Source organism: Pseudomonas lurida, assembly GCF_013522705.1.
Classification (GTDB): Bacteria; Pseudomonadota; Gammaproteobacteria; order Pseudomonadales; family Pseudomonadaceae; genus Aquipseudomonas; species Aquipseudomonas quebecensis.
Map to the genome: position 1 here is coordinate 25,143 of NZ_JAAMRE010000013.1, position 18,584 is coordinate 43,726.

Annotated in this window: 23 protein-coding genes and 1 tRNA gene; 11 read left to right on the forward strand and 13 right to left on the reverse strand. The window is 59.4% G+C overall.

Annotation, left to right across the window (positions count from 1 at the left end):
- Window positions 1-157: 157 nt before the first annotated feature.
- Both G7025_RS12780 and G7025_RS12785 read right to left on the reverse strand, forming a co-directional pair.
- Window positions 158-234, reverse strand: a tRNA-Met gene (locus G7025_RS12780).
- 224 nt (window positions 235-458) lie between these two features.
- Complete coding sequence (locus tag G7025_RS12785) at window positions 459-1,010, reverse strand: RNA polymerase sigma factor (RefSeq protein WP_181079567.1); 552 nt, start codon at window positions 1,008-1,010, stop codon at window positions 459-461.
- A gap of 261 nt (window positions 1,011-1,271) precedes the next feature.
- On the opposite strand from G7025_RS12785, the gene sctW reads away from it, so the two are divergent.
- From sctW to sctU, 11 genes are read left to right on the forward strand one after another with little or no spacing between them, the layout of a single operon-like run.
- Window positions 1,272-2,336 (forward strand): type III secretion system gatekeeper subunit SctW, encoded by a 1,065-nt coding sequence (gene sctW, locus G7025_RS12790; protein ID WP_181079568.1) that lies wholly within the window; start codon window positions 1,272-1,274, stop codon window positions 2,334-2,336.
- On the forward strand, window positions 2,333-4,426 hold the full coding sequence (gene sctV, locus G7025_RS12795) for a type III secretion system export apparatus subunit SctV (RefSeq protein ID WP_181079569.1): 2,094 nt from the start codon (window positions 2,333-2,335) through the stop codon (window positions 4,424-4,426). The genes sctW and sctV overlap by 4 nt, the downstream gene beginning before the upstream one ends.
- A gap of 34 nt (window positions 4,427-4,460) precedes the next feature.
- Window positions 4,461-5,360: an FHA domain-containing protein gene (locus G7025_RS12800; RefSeq protein ID WP_181079657.1), complete on the forward strand. Its 900-nt coding sequence runs from the start codon at window positions 4,461-4,463 to the stop codon at window positions 5,358-5,360.
- A complete protein-coding gene (locus tag G7025_RS12805; protein ID WP_181079570.1) occupies window positions 5,357-6,715 on the forward strand; it encodes a FliI/YscN family ATPase in 1,359 nt (452 codons plus the stop codon). The genes G7025_RS12800 and G7025_RS12805 overlap by 4 nt, the downstream gene beginning before the upstream one ends.
- Window positions 6,702-7,130, forward strand: coding sequence for a type III secretion system stalk subunit SctO (gene sctO / locus G7025_RS12810; RefSeq protein ID WP_181079571.1), 429 nt, complete (start codon window positions 6,702-6,704; stop codon window positions 7,128-7,130). Before G7025_RS12805 ends, sctO begins: the two co-directional genes overlap by 14 nt.
- Window positions 7,127-7,585 carry a type III secretion system HrpP C-terminal domain-containing protein gene (locus tag G7025_RS12815; protein ID WP_181079572.1) on the forward strand — a complete coding sequence of 153 codons (459 nt, stop codon included), beginning with the start codon at window positions 7,127-7,129 and terminating at the stop codon, window positions 7,583-7,585. Before sctO ends, G7025_RS12815 begins: the two co-directional genes overlap by 4 nt.
- Window positions 7,582-8,595, forward strand: coding sequence for a FliM/FliN family flagellar motor switch protein (locus tag G7025_RS12820; RefSeq protein WP_181079573.1), 1,014 nt, complete (start codon window positions 7,582-7,584; stop codon window positions 8,593-8,595). Before G7025_RS12815 ends, G7025_RS12820 begins: the two co-directional genes overlap by 4 nt.
- Complete coding sequence (gene sctR, locus G7025_RS12825) at window positions 8,592-9,245, forward strand: type III secretion system export apparatus subunit SctR (RefSeq protein ID WP_181079574.1); 654 nt, start codon at window positions 8,592-8,594, stop codon at window positions 9,243-9,245. The genes G7025_RS12820 and sctR overlap by 4 nt, the downstream gene beginning before the upstream one ends.
- A 7-nt stretch (window positions 9,246-9,252) precedes the next feature.
- Entirely contained in the window at window positions 9,253-9,516 is a 264-nt protein-coding gene (gene sctS / locus G7025_RS12830; protein WP_181079575.1) for a type III secretion system export apparatus subunit SctS, read from the forward strand.
- Window positions 9,517-9,526: 10 nt separating this feature from the next.
- Complete coding sequence (gene sctT, locus G7025_RS12835; RefSeq protein WP_181079576.1) at window positions 9,527-10,315, forward strand: type III secretion system export apparatus subunit SctT; 789 nt, start codon at window positions 9,527-9,529, stop codon at window positions 10,313-10,315.
- Window positions 10,312-11,409 carry a type III secretion system export apparatus subunit SctU gene (sctU, locus tag G7025_RS12840; protein WP_181079577.1) on the forward strand — a complete coding sequence of 366 codons (1,098 nt, stop codon included), beginning with the start codon at window positions 10,312-10,314 and terminating at the stop codon, window positions 11,407-11,409. Before sctT ends, sctU begins: the two co-directional genes overlap by 4 nt.
- Here sctU and G7025_RS12845 read toward each other — a convergent pair whose 3' ends face one another.
- From G7025_RS12845 to G7025_RS12895, 11 genes are all read right to left on the reverse strand, one after another.
- Window positions 11,410-11,760, reverse strand: coding sequence for a transcriptional regulator (locus G7025_RS12845; RefSeq protein WP_181079578.1), 351 nt, complete (start codon window positions 11,758-11,760; stop codon window positions 11,410-11,412). It lies immediately after the preceding gene.
- Between the two features lie 11 nt (window positions 11,761-11,771).
- Window positions 11,772-11,975, reverse strand: coding sequence for an HrpT family type III secretion system protein (hrpT, locus tag G7025_RS12850; protein ID WP_181079579.1), 204 nt, complete (start codon window positions 11,973-11,975; stop codon window positions 11,772-11,774).
- A complete protein-coding gene (gene sctC, locus G7025_RS12855; protein WP_181079580.1) occupies window positions 11,972-14,107 on the reverse strand; it encodes a type III secretion system outer membrane ring subunit SctC in 2,136 nt (711 codons plus the stop codon). Before sctC ends, hrpT begins: the two co-directional genes overlap by 4 nt.
- 14 nt (window positions 14,108-14,121) lie before the next feature.
- Window positions 14,122-14,514, reverse strand: a complete 393-nt coding sequence (locus G7025_RS12860; RefSeq protein WP_181079581.1) for a type III secretion protein — start codon at window positions 14,512-14,514, stop codon at window positions 14,122-14,124.
- Window positions 14,515-14,518: 4 nt separating this feature from the next.
- Window positions 14,519-14,734: a hypothetical protein gene (locus tag G7025_RS12865; protein WP_181079582.1), complete on the reverse strand. Its 216-nt coding sequence runs from the start codon at window positions 14,732-14,734 to the stop codon at window positions 14,519-14,521.
- A gap of 101 nt (window positions 14,735-14,835) precedes the next feature.
- A complete protein-coding gene (gene sctL, locus G7025_RS12870) occupies window positions 14,836-15,417 on the reverse strand; it encodes a type III secretion system stator protein SctL (RefSeq protein ID WP_181079583.1) in 582 nt (193 codons plus the stop codon).
- A 2-nt stretch (window positions 15,418-15,419) separates the two neighbouring features.
- Entirely contained in the window at window positions 15,420-15,980 is a 561-nt protein-coding gene (locus G7025_RS12875; protein WP_181079584.1) for a type III secretion protein, read from the reverse strand.
- Window positions 15,970-16,755 (reverse strand): type III secretion system inner membrane ring lipoprotein SctJ, encoded by a 786-nt coding sequence (gene sctJ / locus G7025_RS12880; RefSeq protein WP_181079585.1) that lies wholly within the window; start codon window positions 16,753-16,755, stop codon window positions 15,970-15,972. Before sctJ ends, G7025_RS12875 begins: the two co-directional genes overlap by 11 nt.
- A gap of 6 nt (window positions 16,756-16,761) precedes the next feature.
- On the reverse strand, window positions 16,762-17,118 hold the full coding sequence (locus G7025_RS27075) for an EscI/YscI/HrpB family type III secretion system inner rod protein (protein ID WP_370694739.1): 357 nt from the start codon (window positions 17,116-17,118) through the stop codon (window positions 16,762-16,764).
- A gap of 116 nt (window positions 17,119-17,234) precedes the next feature.
- Window positions 17,235-17,501 carry a hypothetical protein gene (locus tag G7025_RS12890; protein WP_181079586.1) on the reverse strand — a complete coding sequence of 89 codons (267 nt, stop codon included), beginning with the start codon at window positions 17,499-17,501 and terminating at the stop codon, window positions 17,235-17,237.
- Between the two features lie 71 nt (window positions 17,502-17,572).
- Window positions 17,573-18,505, reverse strand: a complete 933-nt coding sequence (locus G7025_RS12895; protein ID WP_181079587.1) for a sigma 54-interacting transcriptional regulator — start codon at window positions 18,503-18,505, stop codon at window positions 17,573-17,575.
- Window positions 18,506-18,584: the final 79 nt, after the last annotated feature.

The following is an 18,584-nucleotide window of genomic DNA, read 5'->3' on the forward strand; positions in this document are numbered from 1 at the left end:
GGGAGGCTGGACACTAACAGTGGGTCGAGGGAGCGTCAAAATACAGTTGGAGAGTTTTTTTACGCGCATGTACAACGGCCGCGTGGGGCACGGCGGACATGCTTTTCGGCGGGCATAAAAAAACGGCCTACCTTTCGGTAAGCCGTTTTTCAGTACTTGGTGGCTACACAGGGACTTGAACCCCGGACCCCAGCATTATGAATGCTATGCTCTAACCAACTGAGCTATGTAGCCAAGTGGCGCGCATTATTCGCGCAGAACGCCAAAGCGTCAAGCGTTTATTTTGAATTTTTACCTACGCTTTCAACTGTTTAACGAAAACAGCGCGCTTCGGCGACGAGTGGCGAGGTGGATGGAGGCTTTCGGCAGTAGAGGGGCTGTCGAGCTTGCGCGGTTGGCAGGCGGTACACGAAGGCTTCGATTGGGCGATATCCCTGCCGCCCAACGTTGAGTCTCGGCTACGGATGTTGCGAAGTGTGAGTCACGCGTTTGAGCTGTTCACGTGCCCGTGAAAGGCGGGAGCGAACGGTGCCGATGGGTATGTCCAGCGCGTCAGCCGTGTCCTGATAGCTGCCGTCGGTTTCCAGCGAGGCGTAAAGTGTCTTACGCATTTCCGTGGGCAAATGATCGATGGCGTTCAGGGTCTTTTCCAGGCGGCGATTGACCTCGAACTCCCAGTCCAGGTTGTTGCTTTCATCCTGGCCGTGGGAAAGCGACTCGTCGAATTCGCAGTGCGCCGGCTTGGCGTACATGCGCCTGAAGTGATTGCGTATCAGGTTCTGCGCGATGCCGCACATCCAGGTGCTGAGCGTGGCTATGCCGCTGTAGCGCTCACGGTTGCGCCAGGCTTCCAGGTAGGTCAATTGCAGCAGATCGTCCGCATCTTCGGGGTTGAGTACGCGCTTGTGGATGAAGCGCCGGAGTTTTTTTTGCTCGTCGTCTGTCAGGTGATGCATGAATTGAGGCGAGCTGCCAACGAGGTGCGCTAAAGCTTCAATAGGGATATTCATGTTTTTTTCCTTTGGGTAGACGCAGTCGAAACGTGTCGACCAGACCCACTAAGCACTGCCTGTGCCAAGCAAAAAAATATATATAACTAGTTGATTAATATAGATAAATATCTTGAATTGAGTCGATTTTGCGCAACCGCTGGCACGCTGTGCAGGGGCGTCTGTGCAAGTCTTTTCAATTGGCGCGCACACTGGAATTGGATGGAACCGTAGCGGCGGGTCTTGCCACACAGGGAAACATTCTTGCTGTGCTGGCCTGCCATGAAGATTGAAGCCAATAACGATATTCAAGTGAACCCACGCCTGGATCTGCCGGCGGTCACCCCGGCGTCGGTACCGGTGCCCGGCAAAGGCGTTGACGAGCTGGCTGAGCTGTTCAGCCAGGAAGTGGGTAATCAGTTTCGGACCCTGGCCGAACGGAAAGTGGGTGTGCGTGTGCCCCCCGCCGAGCAGCTTGCGCAGCTCTATGATCAGCTGGGTCATCCGGCCCAGGCGACCATGGCATCCATTTCGCGTCGGATCAGGATGCAGCTGCTGCACAACCCCACCGTTGAAACACTGTTGGAACTCACCGGGCAAGACCCGGCGCGGGCTTTTGTGGTGCTCAAATACGTGGCGGCCCAGGCGGATGCCGAAGTGCGTGCGGCTGAGGCTGCACTGGCGCGCGATGCCATTGCCAGGCTGGAGGTTCGTTTCAGTGGTGAGATTCAGGCCGGTCTGAACATCGCCTCGGCGCTGCAGGCGACGGGTGTCGATCCGCAGGAGCGCCAGGCGCTGCGTGCTCTGTATTACGCCAGTGTGGTCAGGCGCCAATCCTTGGCAACGATGATGCAAGCCCTGTTGGGTGTATACGGTGCTGAGCGGTTCCACGAAGGCATCAAGGTGATGCGCAAAGCGCTGGCCGACGATGTTGCCGCGCAGGTCTCATCGGTGCCTACTGCCGCGTTGCGCACCTTGCTGCTGGGGCTACAAAGCTGCGGGCAACTGAGCGCAGTGCTGGCCGGCTGCCGTGGGATGATCCAACGCCTGTGCGTCGAGTACGACGCCGTCGACTTGCTCCAGCGTCTGTTGGGTTACGCCGGCGGCGGCATTGCATCCGCCGAGGCCTTGCGCCTGGCGAGTGAGCTGGGCGGTGGCCCGACCCAGCAGCAATTGGTGTGCCTCAACGCGCTTTATCCGTTGTTCCAACAACTGCCCCTGGCGGTGTGGCCCGACAGCCGAGCACGGCAGGAGGCCTTGCATGTATTGCTGGTGGTGCTGGATGAGTTGCACCGCACGACACGCCCAGCCGCACGGTTTATCAGTGAGCCGAGGGGCACGGCGTGACCGCACTGTCGGCCATCAACCGTGTATTGCTCAAAGTGGCACAGCGCGCCGAAGTGCTGGGCGCGGTGGTGGTCATGGCCATCGTGTTTATTTTTATCGTGCCACTGCCCACCTGGCTGGTGGACATCCTGATTGCACTCAATATCTGCATCTCATGCCTGCTTATCGTGCTGGCGCTTTACCTGCCGGGGCCCCTGGCGTTTTCCTCGTTTCCTTCAATCCTGCTGTTGACGACCATGTTCCGGCTGGCACTGTCGATCGCGACGACGCGCCTGATTCTGCTGGAACAGGACGCGGGGGATATCGTCGAGGCCTTCGGCAATTTTGTGGTGGGGGGCAACCTGGCGGTGGGGATGGTGATTTTCCTGATCCTGACCCTGGTCAACTTCCTGGTCATCACCAAGGGCTCCGAGCGGGTCGCCGAAGTCGCCGCGCGCTTCAGCCTCGATGCGATGCCGGGCAAGCAGATGTCCATCGACAGCGACCTGCGTGCCGGCCTGATTGACGGCGCGCAAGCGCGCGACAAGCGCGAGCAACTGTCCCGCGAGAGTCAGTTGTTCGGGGCCATGGACGGCGCCATGAAGTTCGTCAAGGGCGATGCCATAGCCGGTCTGATCATCGTGGTGGTCAACTTGCTGGGAGGCTTTTCCACGGGGATGTTCCAGCACGGTTTGAGTGCCGCCGATTCCATGGCGTTGTATTCGGTATTGACCATCGGTGATGGCCTGATTGCACAGATTCCGGCGCTGCTGATTTCGCTGACGGCCGGCATGATCATCACCCGCGTGGCGCCGGATGGGCGCAGGGGCGTGACCAACATGGGCGCCGAAATCGCCCGGCAGATGACCAGCGAACCCAAGAGTTGGGTGATCGCGTCGGTGGGCATGCTCGCATTCGCCGCGGTGCCGGGCATGCCGACCGGAGTCTTCATGCTGATCTCGCTGATCTCCGGCGCCTTGGGGTTTTACCTGTTGCGTCAGCGTCGACGGCAAGCGGAACCCGCCGCTCAGGCCACCGACGCCGTTCGCCCCGAGGAGAACGGCAGCGAGGATTTGCGCGGGTTCGATCCTTCGCGTCCTTATCTGCTGCAGTTCCCTTCGTCCTTGCGCGGTACGCCCCAGGTGGCGGAGCTCATTCACGGGATTCGCCAGTCGCGTAACGCATTGGTCGCCAATATCGGCCTGACGCTGCCGCCATTCGAAGTCGAGCTGGATGATTCGCTGGCCGCCGATGAAATGCGTTTCTGTGTGCACGAAGTGCCGATGGTCAAAGCGTCGGTGGTCAGCCATCTGGCGGTTGAGCGCAGTGCGCTGACAGTCGAGCCTGGGCGTGGCATACCGGGGTTGGTGGAGCGTGACGAGCAGAATTGGCTCTGGCTGGCGCCGGATGACCCGTTGCTCGATGATCCGCAGCTGGAGCGCTTCACCGCCACGGCGTTGATCATCGACCGCATGAAGCAGGCCATGATGCTCAGCGGGCCGCAGTTCCTGGGCATCCAGGAGAGCAAGGCGATCCTCGGTTGGCTGGAGCACAACCAGCCGGAGTTGGTGCAGGAACTGCAACGCATCATGCCGCTGTCACGCTTTTCGGCGGTGCTGCAGCGCCTGGCCAGTGAGGGGGTGCCGCTGCGGGCTGTGCGGCTGATCGTCGAGTCGCTGATCGAATACGGCCAGCACGAGCGGGAACCGGAGGCCTTGGCCGACTACGCGCGCATTGCCCTCAAGGCGCAGATATACCACCAGCACAGCGAAGACGATGGCCTGCATGCCTGGTTGCTGTCGCCGCACAGCGAAAACATCCTGCGTGAAGCCCTGCGCCAGACACAGACCGGGGTGTTCTTCGCGCTGGAGGATGAACACAGCGCAGCCTTGATCAACCTGCTCAACCAGGCCTTTACCTTGAGGGCCAAGAGCAAAAGCGTGCTGTTGGTGGCGCAGGATTTGCGCAGCCCCTTGCGTACTTTGCTGGTGGAAGAGTTCAACCATATAGCCGTGTTGTCGTTTGCCGAGTTGGGCAGCTCGTCCAAGGTCAAAGTGCTGGGGCGCATTGACCTGGGCCAGGACGAGCTGATGCGTGGTGCGGCGGCATGACGACTTGGCCACGGCCGGTGCGGAGGGCCCTATGATGTTTGAGCTACGGGTGCTTGACGGACCGAGTCAGGGCGCTGCGTTGCCATTGTTCGGTGAGCAGTGGAGCATCGGTGCCCACGCCGATGCCGACCTGGTACTCCACGGTACGGGGATCGCTGAGCAACATGCGCACCTTCGTTTTATCAAGGCTAACTGGTCGGTGCAGGCGCAGGCGGGGCTGCTGCGGGACGCCGGCGGTCGGATGCTGGCACAGATCGCAAGCCTGGCGCTGAACGTACCGTTCTGGGTGGGGGAGGCGCAGTTGTGCGTCACCTTGGCCGACCAGCCCTGGCCCCAGGCCGCCACGCCCGAGCCACCCTCGCAGTCACCGGCCGATGACCCCGCACCGGGCTTTAAACTATCATCGATCCCGCCATCGCAGCAAAAGCGCCTGCTCAGTCTGGTGCTGGCGGTCACGGCCATGATCGTGGTGGTGGGCATGATTTCTACAGGGGAGCCTGAGGCTCAGGCTTCCTTGATGCCGCCGGTGACCCAGAAACACAAACTCGATTCGCCGTTTGACGTCCGCCAGCAGTTGTTGAAGATGCTCAGCGAGCGTGAATTGAGCCAGCGCGTCAGCCTGCAACTGATCAATGGCCAGGTCGCACTCGGCGGCGACGTTTCCCAGGAAGAAGTGGAACTGGTGGCGCGCATGCTCAGCCGTTTTGGTGAGCAGTTCGATAGCGCGGTGCCGGTGATCAGCCGCGTGCGAGCGCGCGATGAGCAACTGCCGTTCAGGATTGTGCAGATCGTAGGAGGGCCCAACGGTCACGTGGTGCTGGAGGAGGGCAACCGACTCTTTGTAGGCGACGAAGTGGATGGGCTGCGCCTGGTACTGATCGACAACAGCAAGGTGGTCTTCGATGGCGCGCAGCGTTATGAGGTGCGCTGGTGAGTACGCAATTACAGGCGCGCCTGGACGCGTGGCAGCAGCGGCAGATCCAGTCACTGGCCAATTTTTCGCCAGTGACCATGCGCGGTCGAATCCAGCGCGTCAACGGTATGCTGCTGCAATGTCGGCTGCCCCAGGCGCGTATCGGTGATCTGTGCCAGGTGGAAAAGCACCCCGGCAATTACATGCTCGCCGAGATCATCGGCTTCGATAATCAGGATGCGGTGCTCAGTGCCCTGGGCAACCTCGAAGGCGTGCAAGTCGGCGCGGGCGTAGAGCGCCTGGGCATCTCGCATCGCGTGCAGGTCAGCCAGGCATTGCTGGGCCAGGTGCTGGATGGTTTCGGGCGACCGATCAGCGGCGAGGGCGCCAGTGCATTTGCCGAAGCTGGCGCATCGGACGCCCACTCCGTGTTGTGTGAGGCACCGCTGCCCACCGAGCGGCCGCGGATCAATCGCGCACTGGCCACCGGCGTGCGTTCGATCGACGGCCTTTTGACCCTCGGCGAAGGGCAGCGCGTCGGGCTGTTTGCCGGTGCCGGCTGCGGCAAGACCACGTTGTTGGCCGAGATTGCGCGCAACGTCGAGTGCGATGTCATCGTGTTCGGCCTGATTGGTGAGCGGGGTCGGGAACTGCGGGAGTTCCTCGACCATGAACTCGATGAGCAACTGCGCGCCAAGGCGGTGCTGGTGTGTGCCACCTCCGACCGCTCCAGCATGGAACGCGCCCGCGCGGCGTTCACCGCCACGGCTCTGGCTGAAGGGTTTCGGCGCGAGGGGCGGCGGGTCTTGCTGCTGATCGACTCACTGACCCGTTTCGCCAGGGCCCAGCGCGAAATCGGCCTGGCCGCCGGCGAACCTCTGGGGCGCGGAGGCCTGCCACCGTCGGTTTACAGCCTGCTGCCGCGCCTGGTGGAGCGTGCCGGGTTGACGCGCGATGGCGTGATCACGGCGATCTACACGGTACTGATTGAACAGGACTCCATGAACGATCCGGTGGCCGATGAAGTGCGCTCACTGCTCGACGGCCATATCGTGCTGTCCCGCAAATTGGCCGAACGCGGGCACTATCCGGCGGTGGATGTGCTGGCGAGCCTGTCGCGGATTTTGAGCAACGTCGCGGCACCTGAAGATATCCAGGCCGGCACCGGCTTGCGTCGTTTGTTGTCGGCGTACCAACAGATCGAACTGATGCTCAAGCTGGGCGAGTACCAACCCGGCAGCGACCCTCTCACTGACCTGGCGGTGGACAGTCGCCAGGCGGTCGACGGTTTCCTGCGCCAGGACCTGCGTGAGCCGACGCCGATGGCGCACACGCTGGAGCAACTCAAGGAGCTGACCACCCATGTCCCATTCTGATGTGCTGCTCGGTGAGGTGGATACATTGCGGCGCCTGCGCCGGCATCGGGCCGACCGGGCCGAGCGGGCGTTACGCGAGGCCAAGCGTGCCCGGCAGGCGCTGCTCGCACATATCCAACAGGCCGAGGAAGCACTTGAGCAGACTCGACTGGAAGAGACCCGGCAAAGTGCTCAACTGCTCAGTCAGCACCAGGGGCGAATGCTGAGCCTGCAGGATTTGAAGTCCTGGGGCGCGCAGGAGCGCTCCTTATCCGCCAGTACCCGGCGCAACCAAGGCCAGCTGGCGCAATTGCAAGGCCAGCAGGACGACAGGGAAAGCCGCGTTGGGCAGGCCCAGAAGCACGTCACCGAGTGTCTGCGTCAAGTGGAAAAACTCCAGGAGTTGTCCCGCCTTCTGGCTCAGGAGTCGACATGAGCGAGGTTTCGAATAAACCCCTTGAGCGCCCACGTCCGCTTCACGCGCGCGAGGAGCGTGAGCCGGGCGCTGTGGGCGCTGTGGCTTGGGAGCAAGGGCAACTGTTCGCTCAACTGTTTGCCGATAGCGATGAACACAGTGGTTCTGGGGCGTCCTTATCGGGCATCAAGGCATCGGCTGCGGCGGGCATGGTTGAGGCCCTCGCCGAACAATTGGCGCCTCGCATACAGGCCGCTTCCCAATGGCCCCTGCAGGCAGTGTTGTATTTACCTCGCCTGGGCCGGATCAACGCCCGCGTGCACCGTGAACAGAGCGCCTGGAGCGTTGAGCTGGAAGCGGAACAGGGCGCGACGGCACGCTGGCTCAGCGGTGTGCGACAACACTGTGAAGACCGGTTTTCACACGTGCTGGGTCTGCCGGTCAATCTGCTGCTGCCTGCTGCCGGCGGCGCATGATGGTCCCGACATTGACCTTGCCCTTGATCAAGGGCGACACGGTTGCCGCGCGCCGGCGTTTGGGGCGCGGACTGCGCCTGGCGTTTCAGGTTGCTGACCAGAACGGCGAGCTGCGGTTGGAGCCCGGACGCGCGCCCACACGGGCCGAGGCCGTTTGCTTCGAAACCGCGTGTGGCGTGCTGGCGCTCGCCCAGGCAGGGCCGGTGCTCAGTCTGCTGGGCGATTGTCCAGTGACATTGGCTCCGTCCGGCAACGATCCGGATTCATGGTTCTGGGCAGTGTTCCAGCATCACCTGAGCCCTCAGGTGAGCGCGTTACTGGGCCCTGTGCGTTTGCTGGAAACCGATCGCCCTGAAGGGTTTGGTTGCCGGCTCTGCGTGTCCCTGGGCACGTCTCGGGTCGACAGCTACGTGTGGCTGACGCCTGACAGCTTCCTGGCGTTGTGCGAGGCCGGCGCGTGGCGTGCCGTGGCCGAGCCGTTGCCGGCGCAATTGCAGCTGGCAATTGCCGTGACCCTTGGGCGTTTGCACCTACTGATCGCCCAGGTGCGCGGCCTGCGTACCGGTGACGTGCTGGTGCCTGAGCAGACTTTTTTCCAAGCCCAGGGCAGCGGCTACCTGCAGGTTGGCAAACAGCGGCTGCATGGCTGCATCGACGATGCCGGCGGGGCTTTGTGCCTGACCCTTACTTCTATCGAGGACACATCCATGGATGAACATTTTGCGGCGCCCGATTATTCGAACTATGGAGAAGATGAACCCGTGGTGGATGTGTTCGGCCACGAGCCGTTCGACGAGTTGAGCATGACGTTGAACGTGCGCTGCGGCACGTTGAACCTGACACTGGGTGAGCTGCGGAATCTCGCACCCGGCTCGGTACTGGGTATCGCCGGTTATGCGCCTGGCATGGCGGGTCTCTATTACGGCGACCGCACCATCGGCCAGGGACAGTTGGTGGAAGTCGACGGGCGCCTGGGCTTGCAGTTGTCCCGCGTGATGGTCGGCCGATGACATTTGAAGGGGTCAACCCCCTGGTTCTGGCGATGTTCGTCGGGGCATTGGCGTTGCTGCCCATGCTGTTGGTGATTTGCACATCGTTTTTGAAGATTGTCATTGTGCTGATGATTACCCGCAACGCCATCGGCGTGCAGCAGGTACCGCCGAGCATGGCCATCAATGGCATCGCCCTGGCGGCTACTCTGTTTATCATGGCGCCGGTGGGGTACGCGATCGCGGAGAACGTCAAGGCTTCACCCGTGGACACGAGCAGTGTGCAACTGTTTTTGCAGACCGGGAGTGAAGCTATCCAGCCATTGCGTGCCTTCATGTTGCGCAACGTGGACCCGGATGTGTTGACCCATCTGCTGGAAAACACCACGCGGCTGTGGCCTGCGCAAATGGCGCAGGAGGTGCAGCGTGAAGACCTGATCCTGCTGGTGCCGGCGTTCGTGCTGTCGCAACTGCAGGCGGGGTTCGAGATCGGTTTTCTGATCTATATCCCCTTCATCGTGATCGACCTGATCGTCTCCAACCTGCTGCTGGCGCTGGGCATGCAGATGGTGTCGCCAATGACCATTTCCCTGCCGCTAAAACTGCTGCTGTTCGTGCTGGTGTCCGGCTGGTCGCGGCTGCTCGACAGCCTGTTCCTTTCTTACCTCTGAGTGGCTTATGGAACCGATCGTGCTGTTCAAGCAGGGCATGTTGCTGGTGGTGGTGCTGTCAGCGCCGCCGTTGATCGTGGCGGTGGTGGTTGGTGTGCTGACGTCCCTGGTGCAGGCGCTGATGCAGATACAGGACCAGACGTTGCCCTTCGGTATCAAGCTGGTGGCGGTGGGTATCACACTGATCGTGACCGGGCGTTGGATTGGTGTGGAGTTGATCCAACTGATCAACCTGACCTTCGACATGATCGGCCGTTCGGCCCTGAACTGAGGCCTCGCCCGTGCTGCTCTATCTCGAGTTCCTGCCCAGCCTGTTGATCGGCATGGCGCGTATCTACCCCTGTGCCTTCCTGGTGGCGGCGTTCTGTTTTCAGCACATACGCGGCATGCCTCGGCACACCATTGTGATGGTCATGGCATTGATGCCCGCGCCGGGTATCCATGCGGCGCTGCAGGGGCAGGATTATTCGGCGCTCATGCTCGGCGGGTTGGTACTCAAGGAGCTGGCGCTGGGCGTATTGCTGGGAGTGCTGTTGTCGATGCCGTTCTGGATGTTCGAGGCGGTAGGGGCACTGCTGGACAACCAGCGCGGTGCGCTGGCCGGCGGTCAACTCAACCCTTCATTGGGGCCGGATGCCACGCCGATCGGGCACTTGTTCAAGCAGCTGGCGATCTTTCTGCTGATGGTCAGCCTGGGGTTGGGCGCGTTGACCCAGGTGATCTGGGACAGCTACCTGATCTGGCCCCCCACGGTGTGGTTTCCGCTGCCTGCGCCTAACGGCACGAGTGTATTCGTCGGCCTGCTTGGCGATACCTTCATGCATATGATGCTGTACGCCGCGCCCTTCATTGCGGTGCTGTTGTTGCTGGAATTCGGAATCGCCTTACTGGGGGTCTACAGCCAACAGTTACAGGTGAGTACGCTGGCACCGCCGGTCAAGAGCCTGGCAGGTATCGGGGTTGTGCTGTTGTACTTTGCGCTGCTGCAGGACCTGATGGTCGGGCGCATGTTCGGGCTTGGCGAGTTAAAACACTCGCTCGGGCTGCTGTTCAGGGCCTCGACACCATGAGTGATTCGGGGGAAAAAAAGCATCCCGCTTCAGCCAAGAAACTGCGCGACCAGCGCAAGAAGGGGCAGGTCGCCCAGAGTCAGGACGTTCCCAAGTTGCTGGTGCTCACCGCCATCAGTGAGATCGCTTTGTTCACCGCCGAGACCAGCCTGCAGCGCTTCCAGCAATTGATGGCGCTGCCGATGTCGCGCTTTAACCAGCCGTTTGTACGAGCGCTGGAAGAAGTGCTGGTTGAAGGGCTGTTGATGTTTGTCTCGTTCGCCCTGCTGATGGTTGGCGTGGCGATTGTCACAAAGCTGATCAGCAGTTGGATGCAGTTCGGGTTGCTGTTCGCCCCGGAGGCCCTGAAGCTCGATTTCAACCGCCTCAACCCCGTCAGCCAGCTCAAGCAAATGTTCTCGGCCCAGTCGGTGATGAACCTGTTGATGAGCATCGCCAAGGCATTCCTGATTGGCCTGATTGTGTACGTGGTGGTCTGGCCTTCGCTGGGGGTGTTGATCAATCTGGCCAACAGCGACCTGCAAAGTTACCTGCTGGCGCTGATCGCACTGTTCAGGCACTTGCTGCATGCCTGTCTCGGGCTGCTGCTGGTGCTGGCGCTGATCGACCTGAGCCTGCAGAAGTACTTTTTCGCCAAGCGCATGCGCATGACCCAGGTCGAGGTCGTCAAGGAGTACAAGGACATGGAAGGCGACCCCCATGTCAAAGGCCAGCGCCGCTCACTGGCGTACCAACTGGCCCAGGAGGAGCCGAAGGTCAAGCTGCCCAAGCTGGAAGAGGCCGATATGCTGGTGGTCAACCCCACGCACTTCGCGGTGGCCCTGTACTACCGCCCAGGCAAGACGCCGTTGCCGCTGCTGGTCAGTAAAGGTACGGACGCCGATGCGCGACAGCTGATCGCCCGGGCGAAGGCCGCCGAAGTGCCGGTGATCCAATGCGTCTGGCTGGCCCGCACGCTCTACAAGAACAAACTGGGTGCAAGCATTCCTCGCGAAACCTTGCAGGCCGTGGCATTGATCTACCGGACCCTGCGTGAGCTGGATGATGAGGCCAAGCGTGAAACCCTGGAGTTGCCGGAGCTGGAGCGGCGCTGATCAGCGGTTGGACGGTGAGTCCAGGGCGGCGAGGTTGGCCAGCGACAACATCCGGCTGAGGACTGTGTCCAGCGTGTGACGCGCCGCAGGCAATGCGTGCCAGATCACCAAAGCGTGCTGGGCATCGAGGTAGGCGAAGCAGCCCTCGTACAACGACGCATACTCAAAGCGTCGCTCCAGCACCCGTTGCAGTTGCCCGGGTTGCAAAGCCTCGCGCGCGATATACAACGCCAGCCCCGGCTGCTTGCCGCCTTGCAGCGCGCACGCCTTGATACCGGGAGCGAGCGGCAGGTGAGCGGCAGCGCCGCTCACCAGATTGTCCAGAAACGCCTGGCGTAGCACGTCGGGCATTTGCGGCGCGCTCATCGCTCCAGTGATACCGTCTGGTAGTCTTTTCGCTCGCCGGCGGGGCCTGGTTCAATGCGCATCTGTGGCGGCCACCAGATCACCATGGTGTCCTTGCTCGATTGCGGGCGAGAGCAGGAGTCGCCCTTGCAGGTGGGGGTGCAGCCGGCGACGAGCAGCGCAGTGGCGATCAGGGTGGCGCATAGCAGGCGAGGTTTCATGGCGTAACCTTTTGAGCAGGAGTGATCAAGGAGGGGCGCGGCACACTCAGGTGTTCATCCTTCACCACGGGGCGCATGGCGATAAATACCTCGGCCTCTTCACCCGGCTTGAGCCAGGCACGCGGCCACACGCTGACGGCCAGGGTCTGCGAGTTGCTGCATTCTTTCTCGTCGATACGCACATTGCGCGTGAACTGGTTGCGCAGCACCACCACTGCGACGTTGTAGTCGGGGCCGGCATACCATTGGCTGCGTTCGGTGTTCAGCGCGAGCACGTCACGGGTGCTGCACAGCGTATTCAGCCCAAGCGGCATCGGCGCGGCCTTGAAGGCCTTGGGCACTTCACCGCTGACCAGATGCGCCAGGGTGCCGATGATATCGCTGCGCTTGATCACCGGTTGATGAGAGGCATAACGCCTGGCCAACGGGGCGAGGGCGGTCTGCAACTCAACCTGATCGGCCTGGGGCAGGTAGCGTGACGGGTCGGCCTGGTCGCCGATGACCCGCGGGGTCAGGATGAACAGGCGTTCACGTCGATTGTTCTGCCGTTCGGTCGAGGAAAACAACGCTTTGCCCAATAAGGGAATATCACCGAGCAGGGGCACCTTGCTGTGCTTGTCGCTGCTTTCGGTGACGTGGAAACCACCGACCACCAGCGAGCGTTTTTCCGCCATTACTGCCTGGGTACTGACCGTGCCACGGCGTACATCAAGGTTGCCGGATTTAGAGTTGCTGTCATCGAAGTTACCGTCTTCGATATCCACCGCCAGATGGATCTGATGCCCGCCACGGCTGGTGATGACGCGTGGCACGACCTGGACGCTGGTGCCCACGGTCACCGGCAGGATGGTGGCGACCTCACTGCCGGGCGTGAGGTATTGCGTACGGTTGAAGTCGATCACCGCCGGCTGGTTTTCCAGGGTGAGCACCGATGGGTTGGACACCATGGTTGCCAGCCCCTTGGCTTCCAGGGCGCGGATGTCGGCATAGAAACGGTCGCGGTTTTCAATCGACAGCTGCGACGAGGCGCCCGGTGACACGCCGGCGCCACTGCGGAACCGGCTGTTCTGGAACCCCCAGGTAACGCCGAACTCATGCAGCTGCGTGCGCTCGATATCCAGGATGACGGCGTCGATTTCCACCAGTTTGCGCGCGACGTCGAGTTGAGTAATCAGATCGCGATACATGGCCTGGCGTTCCGGCAGGTCATAGATCAGCACCGCGTTATTGCGCACATCGGCTTCGACGCGAATCCTGCTGGTGGGGGCTGGGGCGCGTGGAGTGAGCGTTGCACCGTTGTCCAATGGCGCTGGGTTTGCACCGGCTCCGAGCATCTGGCCCAGCAGCGGGTTGCCTAACCGGGGAATGTTGGGTGTGAGCGGCGCGGGGGGTGACGCTGGGCGCTGGCTCAGACTCGAGAGCGTCGAGGTGGAGCGCGGCTCCAACAGCCCGCGCAAAATACTGGTCACTCCGGGGATGGTGAGCTTCTCACCGCGATAATCCACGCGGCGGTCAGCCGCATTGGCGAACTTCAGTGGATAACTCAGCACGCTCTGTTTTTCATCCGGAGAGCGGCGTTGACTGCTGAAGTGCTTGATCTGCTCGATGTAGCGACGGGGGCCTGAGACGAGCACGACGCCATCTTCGGGCAACTCACCCCAGCCGAAACGGCTGTCGAGCAGGCCGATATCGGTGAGGGCCTGCTTGAGGTCGGCAATGGTTTCGGACGAGACTTCCAGGCGCGCTGATTCCTGCTGATCCAACGTGCTGATATAGAGGGTGTTGTTGTACAGGTACCACTGGAAACGGTGTTCCACACCGAGACGGTCGAGCATCGACTGCGGGGTATTAGCGCGGATCTTGCCGTTGACGTTACCTTCCAGCAGGCCTTCGACCTGGAGCTGGGTGCCGAAGGTCTGGGCGAAGTCTTCCAGTACTTCGCGCAGAGGTTTGTGTTCGGCTTCATAGGCGTAAGCGGTGTTTTTCCATTCGGGAGGGATGGCGGCAAGGGTGTTTTGCGCCGGCGTCAACAGGCAGGCCAGTAAGATCAGGCTTCGCCAATCGGCTCGTCTGCATGAAGATTCGGACGGGGCGATACACAAACTGTTGCGCTTGTGGGGCTTGTTATACATAGACATTTCTCTGATTAGTACAGCAACGAACGTAGCGAGGTGAGGGGCGGTTCAGGAGGGCGTTCATTCATGCGCGCGGCAGTGGCGCGCCAAGTATCGCGTTGGTTGAGCAGGGCTTCGATGCCGCTATTCAGATGCTGTTCGTCCGTCCGTTCAGGCAGACAATGAATCAACCAAAGTGCACCGCTGGTTGGGGCTTGAGCGAGCGCTCCCTGAAAGTGATTCAGACTGGGCTCTCCCAGTCGCATCCACGTCATCAACTGTGCTTTATCCGGAGCGCGGGTGGACAGTTGAACACTTATCAACAAACGGCTTGAACAGTAGCGAAAGATGATTTCGTCATCATTCTCGAAGTAACGGAACTCCCCGCTCTTGTTTCTCAAGTACTCACGAATCAACGTTTTCAATTTGCTATACGCTGTCCAGGCCAGATTTGGTCAGCATGAATTTAATTCGCGTCTGTTCATTGATAGCGTATTCCGCTTTGCGATATTTCATGATCAGTTCGTAAAACGCCGCCACATCTTCTTCTGATCCAGAGTTGTTTTCCGCTGCGAAGTCGACATTCCTTTTGGCATGTCTCGCATCGCTTAGAAGTCTGTCTTTATAGCTATCGAGAAAGGTCATAGGGGGGGCCTTTGAGGGGGATATTTTTTATTTTTTGGTTTTTATGTCGATTTGGTTCCATGTGTGGCCACTTATTTCTTATACGACGGTGTGGCGTGACGTTAACGGCCTTTATCGTTTTCCATGAACGCGTGGATCATCGCCTCCCAATCAATATGGAAGTCCCCCTCGTCGGTATGCAATATCAGTGTTTGAGGTTGAAGGGCATTATCTGGGCGCAGTAGCCAGTGAGTGCTGTTACGGCTGGCAAGGCACTGCTTGATTGCTTCAAGGTCATGCGGATGGCAGGCCAACGTAGCCTTGATCGCCGGAACATGGCACGCCATTAGTTGCCTGATCAGCGCAGCCAGGCGCTGTGGAGCGAGTGTTTCTTCAAGCAGATGATAAATGGCCTGGTTGGCGACTGAGGTGGCGTATTGCTCCAGGTTATCGCATAAGGCCTGATGCTCGATTTCCCAGCGTCTGAACTGCGCATCGGCACGCTCCCATACTTCAAGACTTGCTTTTTCAAGGAACTCTTGGCGTTGTTCTTTGGCTTCTTCCAGCAGTTGCCGAGCTTCCGCTTTTGCTTGATCCACCACATCAATGGCCTGCGAGTAGCTTGCCAGCGTTTCGCCAGAGATCAGGCTTCCCGACAGAGGCGGCGCCCCTTCCACGGATTTGATTTTACGTCGGACCAGCATCGTTAATCTCCATGCGCCTCTGAACTCGAAGCGCTATCGTTGCTCGACATTCCCCCTATTCGCCAAACGACGGCATGCCACAGCGTATCGAGACGGCTCTGTGAGTCGCCGCGCGACAGTATCTCTGCTTCCAGATCCAGAACGCGTTGACGGGGGAATCGCAGCCTGATTCGTTGCCAGGTATCGGCAGGAACCCAGGCGCGCAGCAATTGCAACGGATCAACATCAGGTTGCGCCATATCAAGCGCCAGCGCTTTGGATAGTCTGTTACACCACTGATAAAGTTCTTCATCCAATGCTTGGGCGCAGGCCGGGCGGCAGACACTGCCAATCAAGGCGAGCGCAAGTTCAAGTTGTGCCGCCGAGGCAATTGCCAGTTGAAGCAGGACAGGGTCGGGTGGGGGAGGCAGGCAGGGCGCAACGCCGTAATACGTGCCCACTACCACCTGCCGGGTGCGATGCAGCGCCAGGTGTGCTGGGTAGTTATCGAGTTCTCTCCAGTCCTCGTGGGCCTGTAACCAAGGTGCCGACCACCATTGGGCCCAAACCAGATTACTGCTCATTTGGGGAGCGAACAGGCACGTCAAGGGGCTGAGCTTTCTTTCGTTTACGCCAGAATATTCCCGCCGCACCTATAAGCACTACAGCGATCAGCGAGAATGTAACGCTGGCCCGCCAAAAACCGATGTCATTTCCGGGCACCAGGAAGGGCCCGAAATAGGCCAAGCGTTGCTGCTCCAGATAGGCCGTGGCCGGCACAAATACGACCGTCATTTTTTGTGGGTTGTCGACCGCTGTGGTCATGCCGGGAATGCTACTTGCAACCATCCTGCGTACACGGGCGTTGATGTTATCGGGATCAAGCCGCGGATCATGTTTGATAAACACGGACGCGGACGCAGGCTGTATAGGTTCTCCCGGCGCGACGCGCTCGGGCAGTACGACGTGCACGCGAGCGACAATAACCCCATCAATATTCGATAACGTGGTTTCCAGTTCTTGGGACAACGCGTAGATGTAGCGAGCGCGTTCTTCCAAGGGGGTTGAAATGACGCCCTCTTTGCGAAAGGTATTGCCTAACGTAGCGCGCGTCGCACGCGGCAGCCCAACGGCTTCCAGTGTTCGCACAGCGCGCGCAATATCGTTGGCATCGACGGCCACCGTAACACCGTCTTTTGTTGGAGCCTTGGTGGCGCGGATATGTTTGTCGGCCAGTTCTGCCACAACTTCATTGGCTTCTTGCTCAGTTAACTTGGTATGAAGCTCGACACGTTCACTGCAAGCGGTCAGCAAGAGTATGAGGGGCAGAGTGGATACGATAAGCAGCGTGCGAGTCATTTAAACCTATTGGAGATTGCAGATTTTATCGATGCCCTGAGCGGTTTTACCAACGCACTTGGTCAACATATGTTGAAGCAGTACTGCGTCGGATAGCTGGCTCGGGTATTTTCGAGCCTCTTCGTGTTTGTCCTTGCTGGTCAATGCACGCAGGCTTTTAGTCATGTTTTTAGTCATCGAGTCCAACGTGTTTGATGCCTCGGACAGTAGCCTCATCGAGGGCGCGGTACTTATGGCCGTACTCGCGAATGCCTGAGGTGGCAACAGGGCGTTAAAAAAATCTACATCTGAACTCGGCGGGGCGGACTCCTGGTCCTTGGTACGTGTATTGATCTCCTTCTCTCGTATGTTTCCTATAAGCATGGAACACCTGCCATCATAAAATGTGAACGAACCTATTGTTGTCAGTAATAACCGTTATTTGGTTGACATGACCTTCCCGGCACGATATGCCGGGAAAGCCCCGATGCGCTCAATCTTTACGACAAGCGAATCGTGTCAGCCGTCGCTTTTTTACCGTTGGTGTTTTCAGCGACTGCTTTTTCCAGGGCGTTTCGGACACCGTCCGCACGCTTTTTATCTTGTATCTGCTCGAAAGCGTCATCTGCCTCACTTTCAGAAAGACCTCCATAACTGCCCACGTACGGCGGGGTGTAAGCTGGAATATTACTCATACTGTTTTCTCCAAGAAGTGAGTATTCTTTTGTCGGATTCAGCAAGGCTGTTCCATAAGTTATGTGGTTCATAAAATTTGAGCGTTCCATTGCTTCACATTATGTATGTTTCAAAAAGTGTAGAGTTTCACCGGCTACAGAGGTCATTCTCCATTGAGTGAGATTCCCAGCTGCTTGATCCGATGATAGAGCGTCCTTTTCGCGACACCCAATTCAATCGCCACGGCGTCGATACAGTATTCATGTTGACGCAGTGATTCCTCGATCAACGATCTTTCCATCTGGTGCAATCGTGACTTCAGGCTCTGGTCGGCTTCATGGCGGGGTACCACTGGCGCTGAGAATGTGGGGAGCCCCAGCACGAAGCGTTTCGCTGTAGAGCGTAATTCGCGGATATTGCCTTTCCAGGGGTGTTGCAACAGTTGCTCCAGCAATAGCTTGCCAAGAGGGCTGGGTTTGGAACGCTTAAAGAGTTGGGCCTCTTGCGCAATCATATCCAGAAACAATGGGATGATCCGCTCTCGCCGGTCCCGCAGGGGCGGAAGGTAGATGCTGACGACGTTCAAGCGATAGTAGAGGTCCCTGCGAAAGGTGCCTTGCTCGACCATCTCGTGCAGTGATTGTTGGGCGGAGGCGATGACGCGCATGTCGACAGAAATAGATCGAGTTGAGCCCAGGCGTTCGACACTGCGCGATTCCAGTACGCGTAATAGTTTGGCTTGCAATGGGAGCGGCATACTGTCGATTTCATCCAGATACAGCGTCCCCAGATGTGCGGCTTCGATAAAGCCCGCCCTCGACTGCACGGCGCCAGTGTAGGCACCGGTGTTTACGCCGAATAGCTGGCTCTCCGCAAGCGTTTCTGGAATGGCCGCACAGTTCACGGCAATGAAGCTGCCTCGCCGCGCCGATAGGCGATGAATCCGCTGTGCAAGGGTATCTTTTCCGGTGCCTGTTTCTCCCAGTAAAAGCAGGTCAATGTTGAGCGTAGCGGTGCTGTTTAGTATGTTCTCAATGTCCGGACCTTCGATGAGTGAAATGTCTATTTCATTGTCCCTGTGCTTGGAGGCCGGCATTAAGAAGTGCTCCATTATCGCAATGCAATCGAGCGCAGAGTATCAAGCGGATCGCCAAAACTTAAAGTAGTCATGTTCT

Bases quoted from the DNA above. Each gene is read 5' to 3' on its own strand.
- G7025_RS12845 (WP_181079578.1), bottom strand. From the start codon at position 11,760: ATGCCCGACGTGCTACGCCAGGCGTTTCTGGACAATCTGGTGAGCGGC.
- G7025_RS27075 (WP_370694739.1), bottom strand. From the start codon at position 17,118: ATGCTTATAGGAAACATACGAGAGAAGGAGATCAATACACGTACCAAG.
- sctS (WP_181079575.1), top strand. From the start codon at position 9,253: ATGGAACCGATCGTGCTGTTCAAGCAGGGCATGTTGCTGGTGGTGGTG.
- sctC (WP_181079580.1), bottom strand. From the start codon at position 14,107: ATGTATAACAAGCCCCACAAGCGCAACAGTTTGTGTATCGCCCCGTCC.
- sctW (WP_181079568.1), top strand. From the start codon at position 1,272: ATGAAGATTGAAGCCAATAACGATATTCAAGTGAACCCACGCCTGGAT.
- G7025_RS12865 (WP_181079582.1), bottom strand. From the start codon at position 14,734: ATGACCTTTCTCGATAGCTATAAAGACAGACTTCTAAGCGATGCGAGA.
- G7025_RS12875 (WP_181079584.1), bottom strand. From the start codon at position 15,980: ATGAGCAGTAATCTGGTTTGGGCCCAATGGTGGTCGGCACCTTGGTTA.
- sctJ (WP_181079585.1), bottom strand. From the start codon at position 16,755: ATGACTCGCACGCTGCTTATCGTATCCACTCTGCCCCTCATACTCTTG.
- G7025_RS12820 (WP_181079573.1), top strand. From the start codon at position 7,582: ATGATGGTCCCGACATTGACCTTGCCCTTGATCAAGGGCGACACGGTT.
- sctR (WP_181079574.1), top strand. From the start codon at position 8,592: ATGACATTTGAAGGGGTCAACCCCCTGGTTCTGGCGATGTTCGTCGGG.
- hrpT (WP_181079579.1), bottom strand. From the start codon at position 11,975: ATGAAACCTCGCCTGCTATGCGCCACCCTGATCGCCACTGCGCTGCTC.
- sctL (WP_181079583.1), bottom strand. From the start codon at position 15,417: ATGCTGGTCCGACGTAAAATCAAATCCGTGGAAGGGGCGCCGCCTCTG.
- sctU (WP_181079577.1), top strand. From the start codon at position 10,312: ATGAGTGATTCGGGGGAAAAAAAGCATCCCGCTTCAGCCAAGAAACTG.
- G7025_RS12800 (WP_181079657.1), top strand. From the start codon at position 4,461: ATGTTTGAGCTACGGGTGCTTGACGGACCGAGTCAGGGCGCTGCGTTG.
- G7025_RS12895 (WP_181079587.1), bottom strand. From the start codon at position 18,505: ATGCCGGCCTCCAAGCACAGGGACAATGAAATAGACATTTCACTCATC.
- G7025_RS12890 (WP_181079586.1), bottom strand. From the start codon at position 17,501: ATGAACCACATAACTTATGGAACAGCCTTGCTGAATCCGACAAAAGAA.
- sctO (WP_181079571.1), top strand. From the start codon at position 6,702: ATGTCCCATTCTGATGTGCTGCTCGGTGAGGTGGATACATTGCGGCGC.
- G7025_RS12815 (WP_181079572.1), top strand. From the start codon at position 7,127: ATGAGCGAGGTTTCGAATAAACCCCTTGAGCGCCCACGTCCGCTTCAC.
- G7025_RS12785 (WP_181079567.1), bottom strand. From the start codon at position 1,010: ATGAATATCCCTATTGAAGCTTTAGCGCACCTCGTTGGCAGCTCGCCT.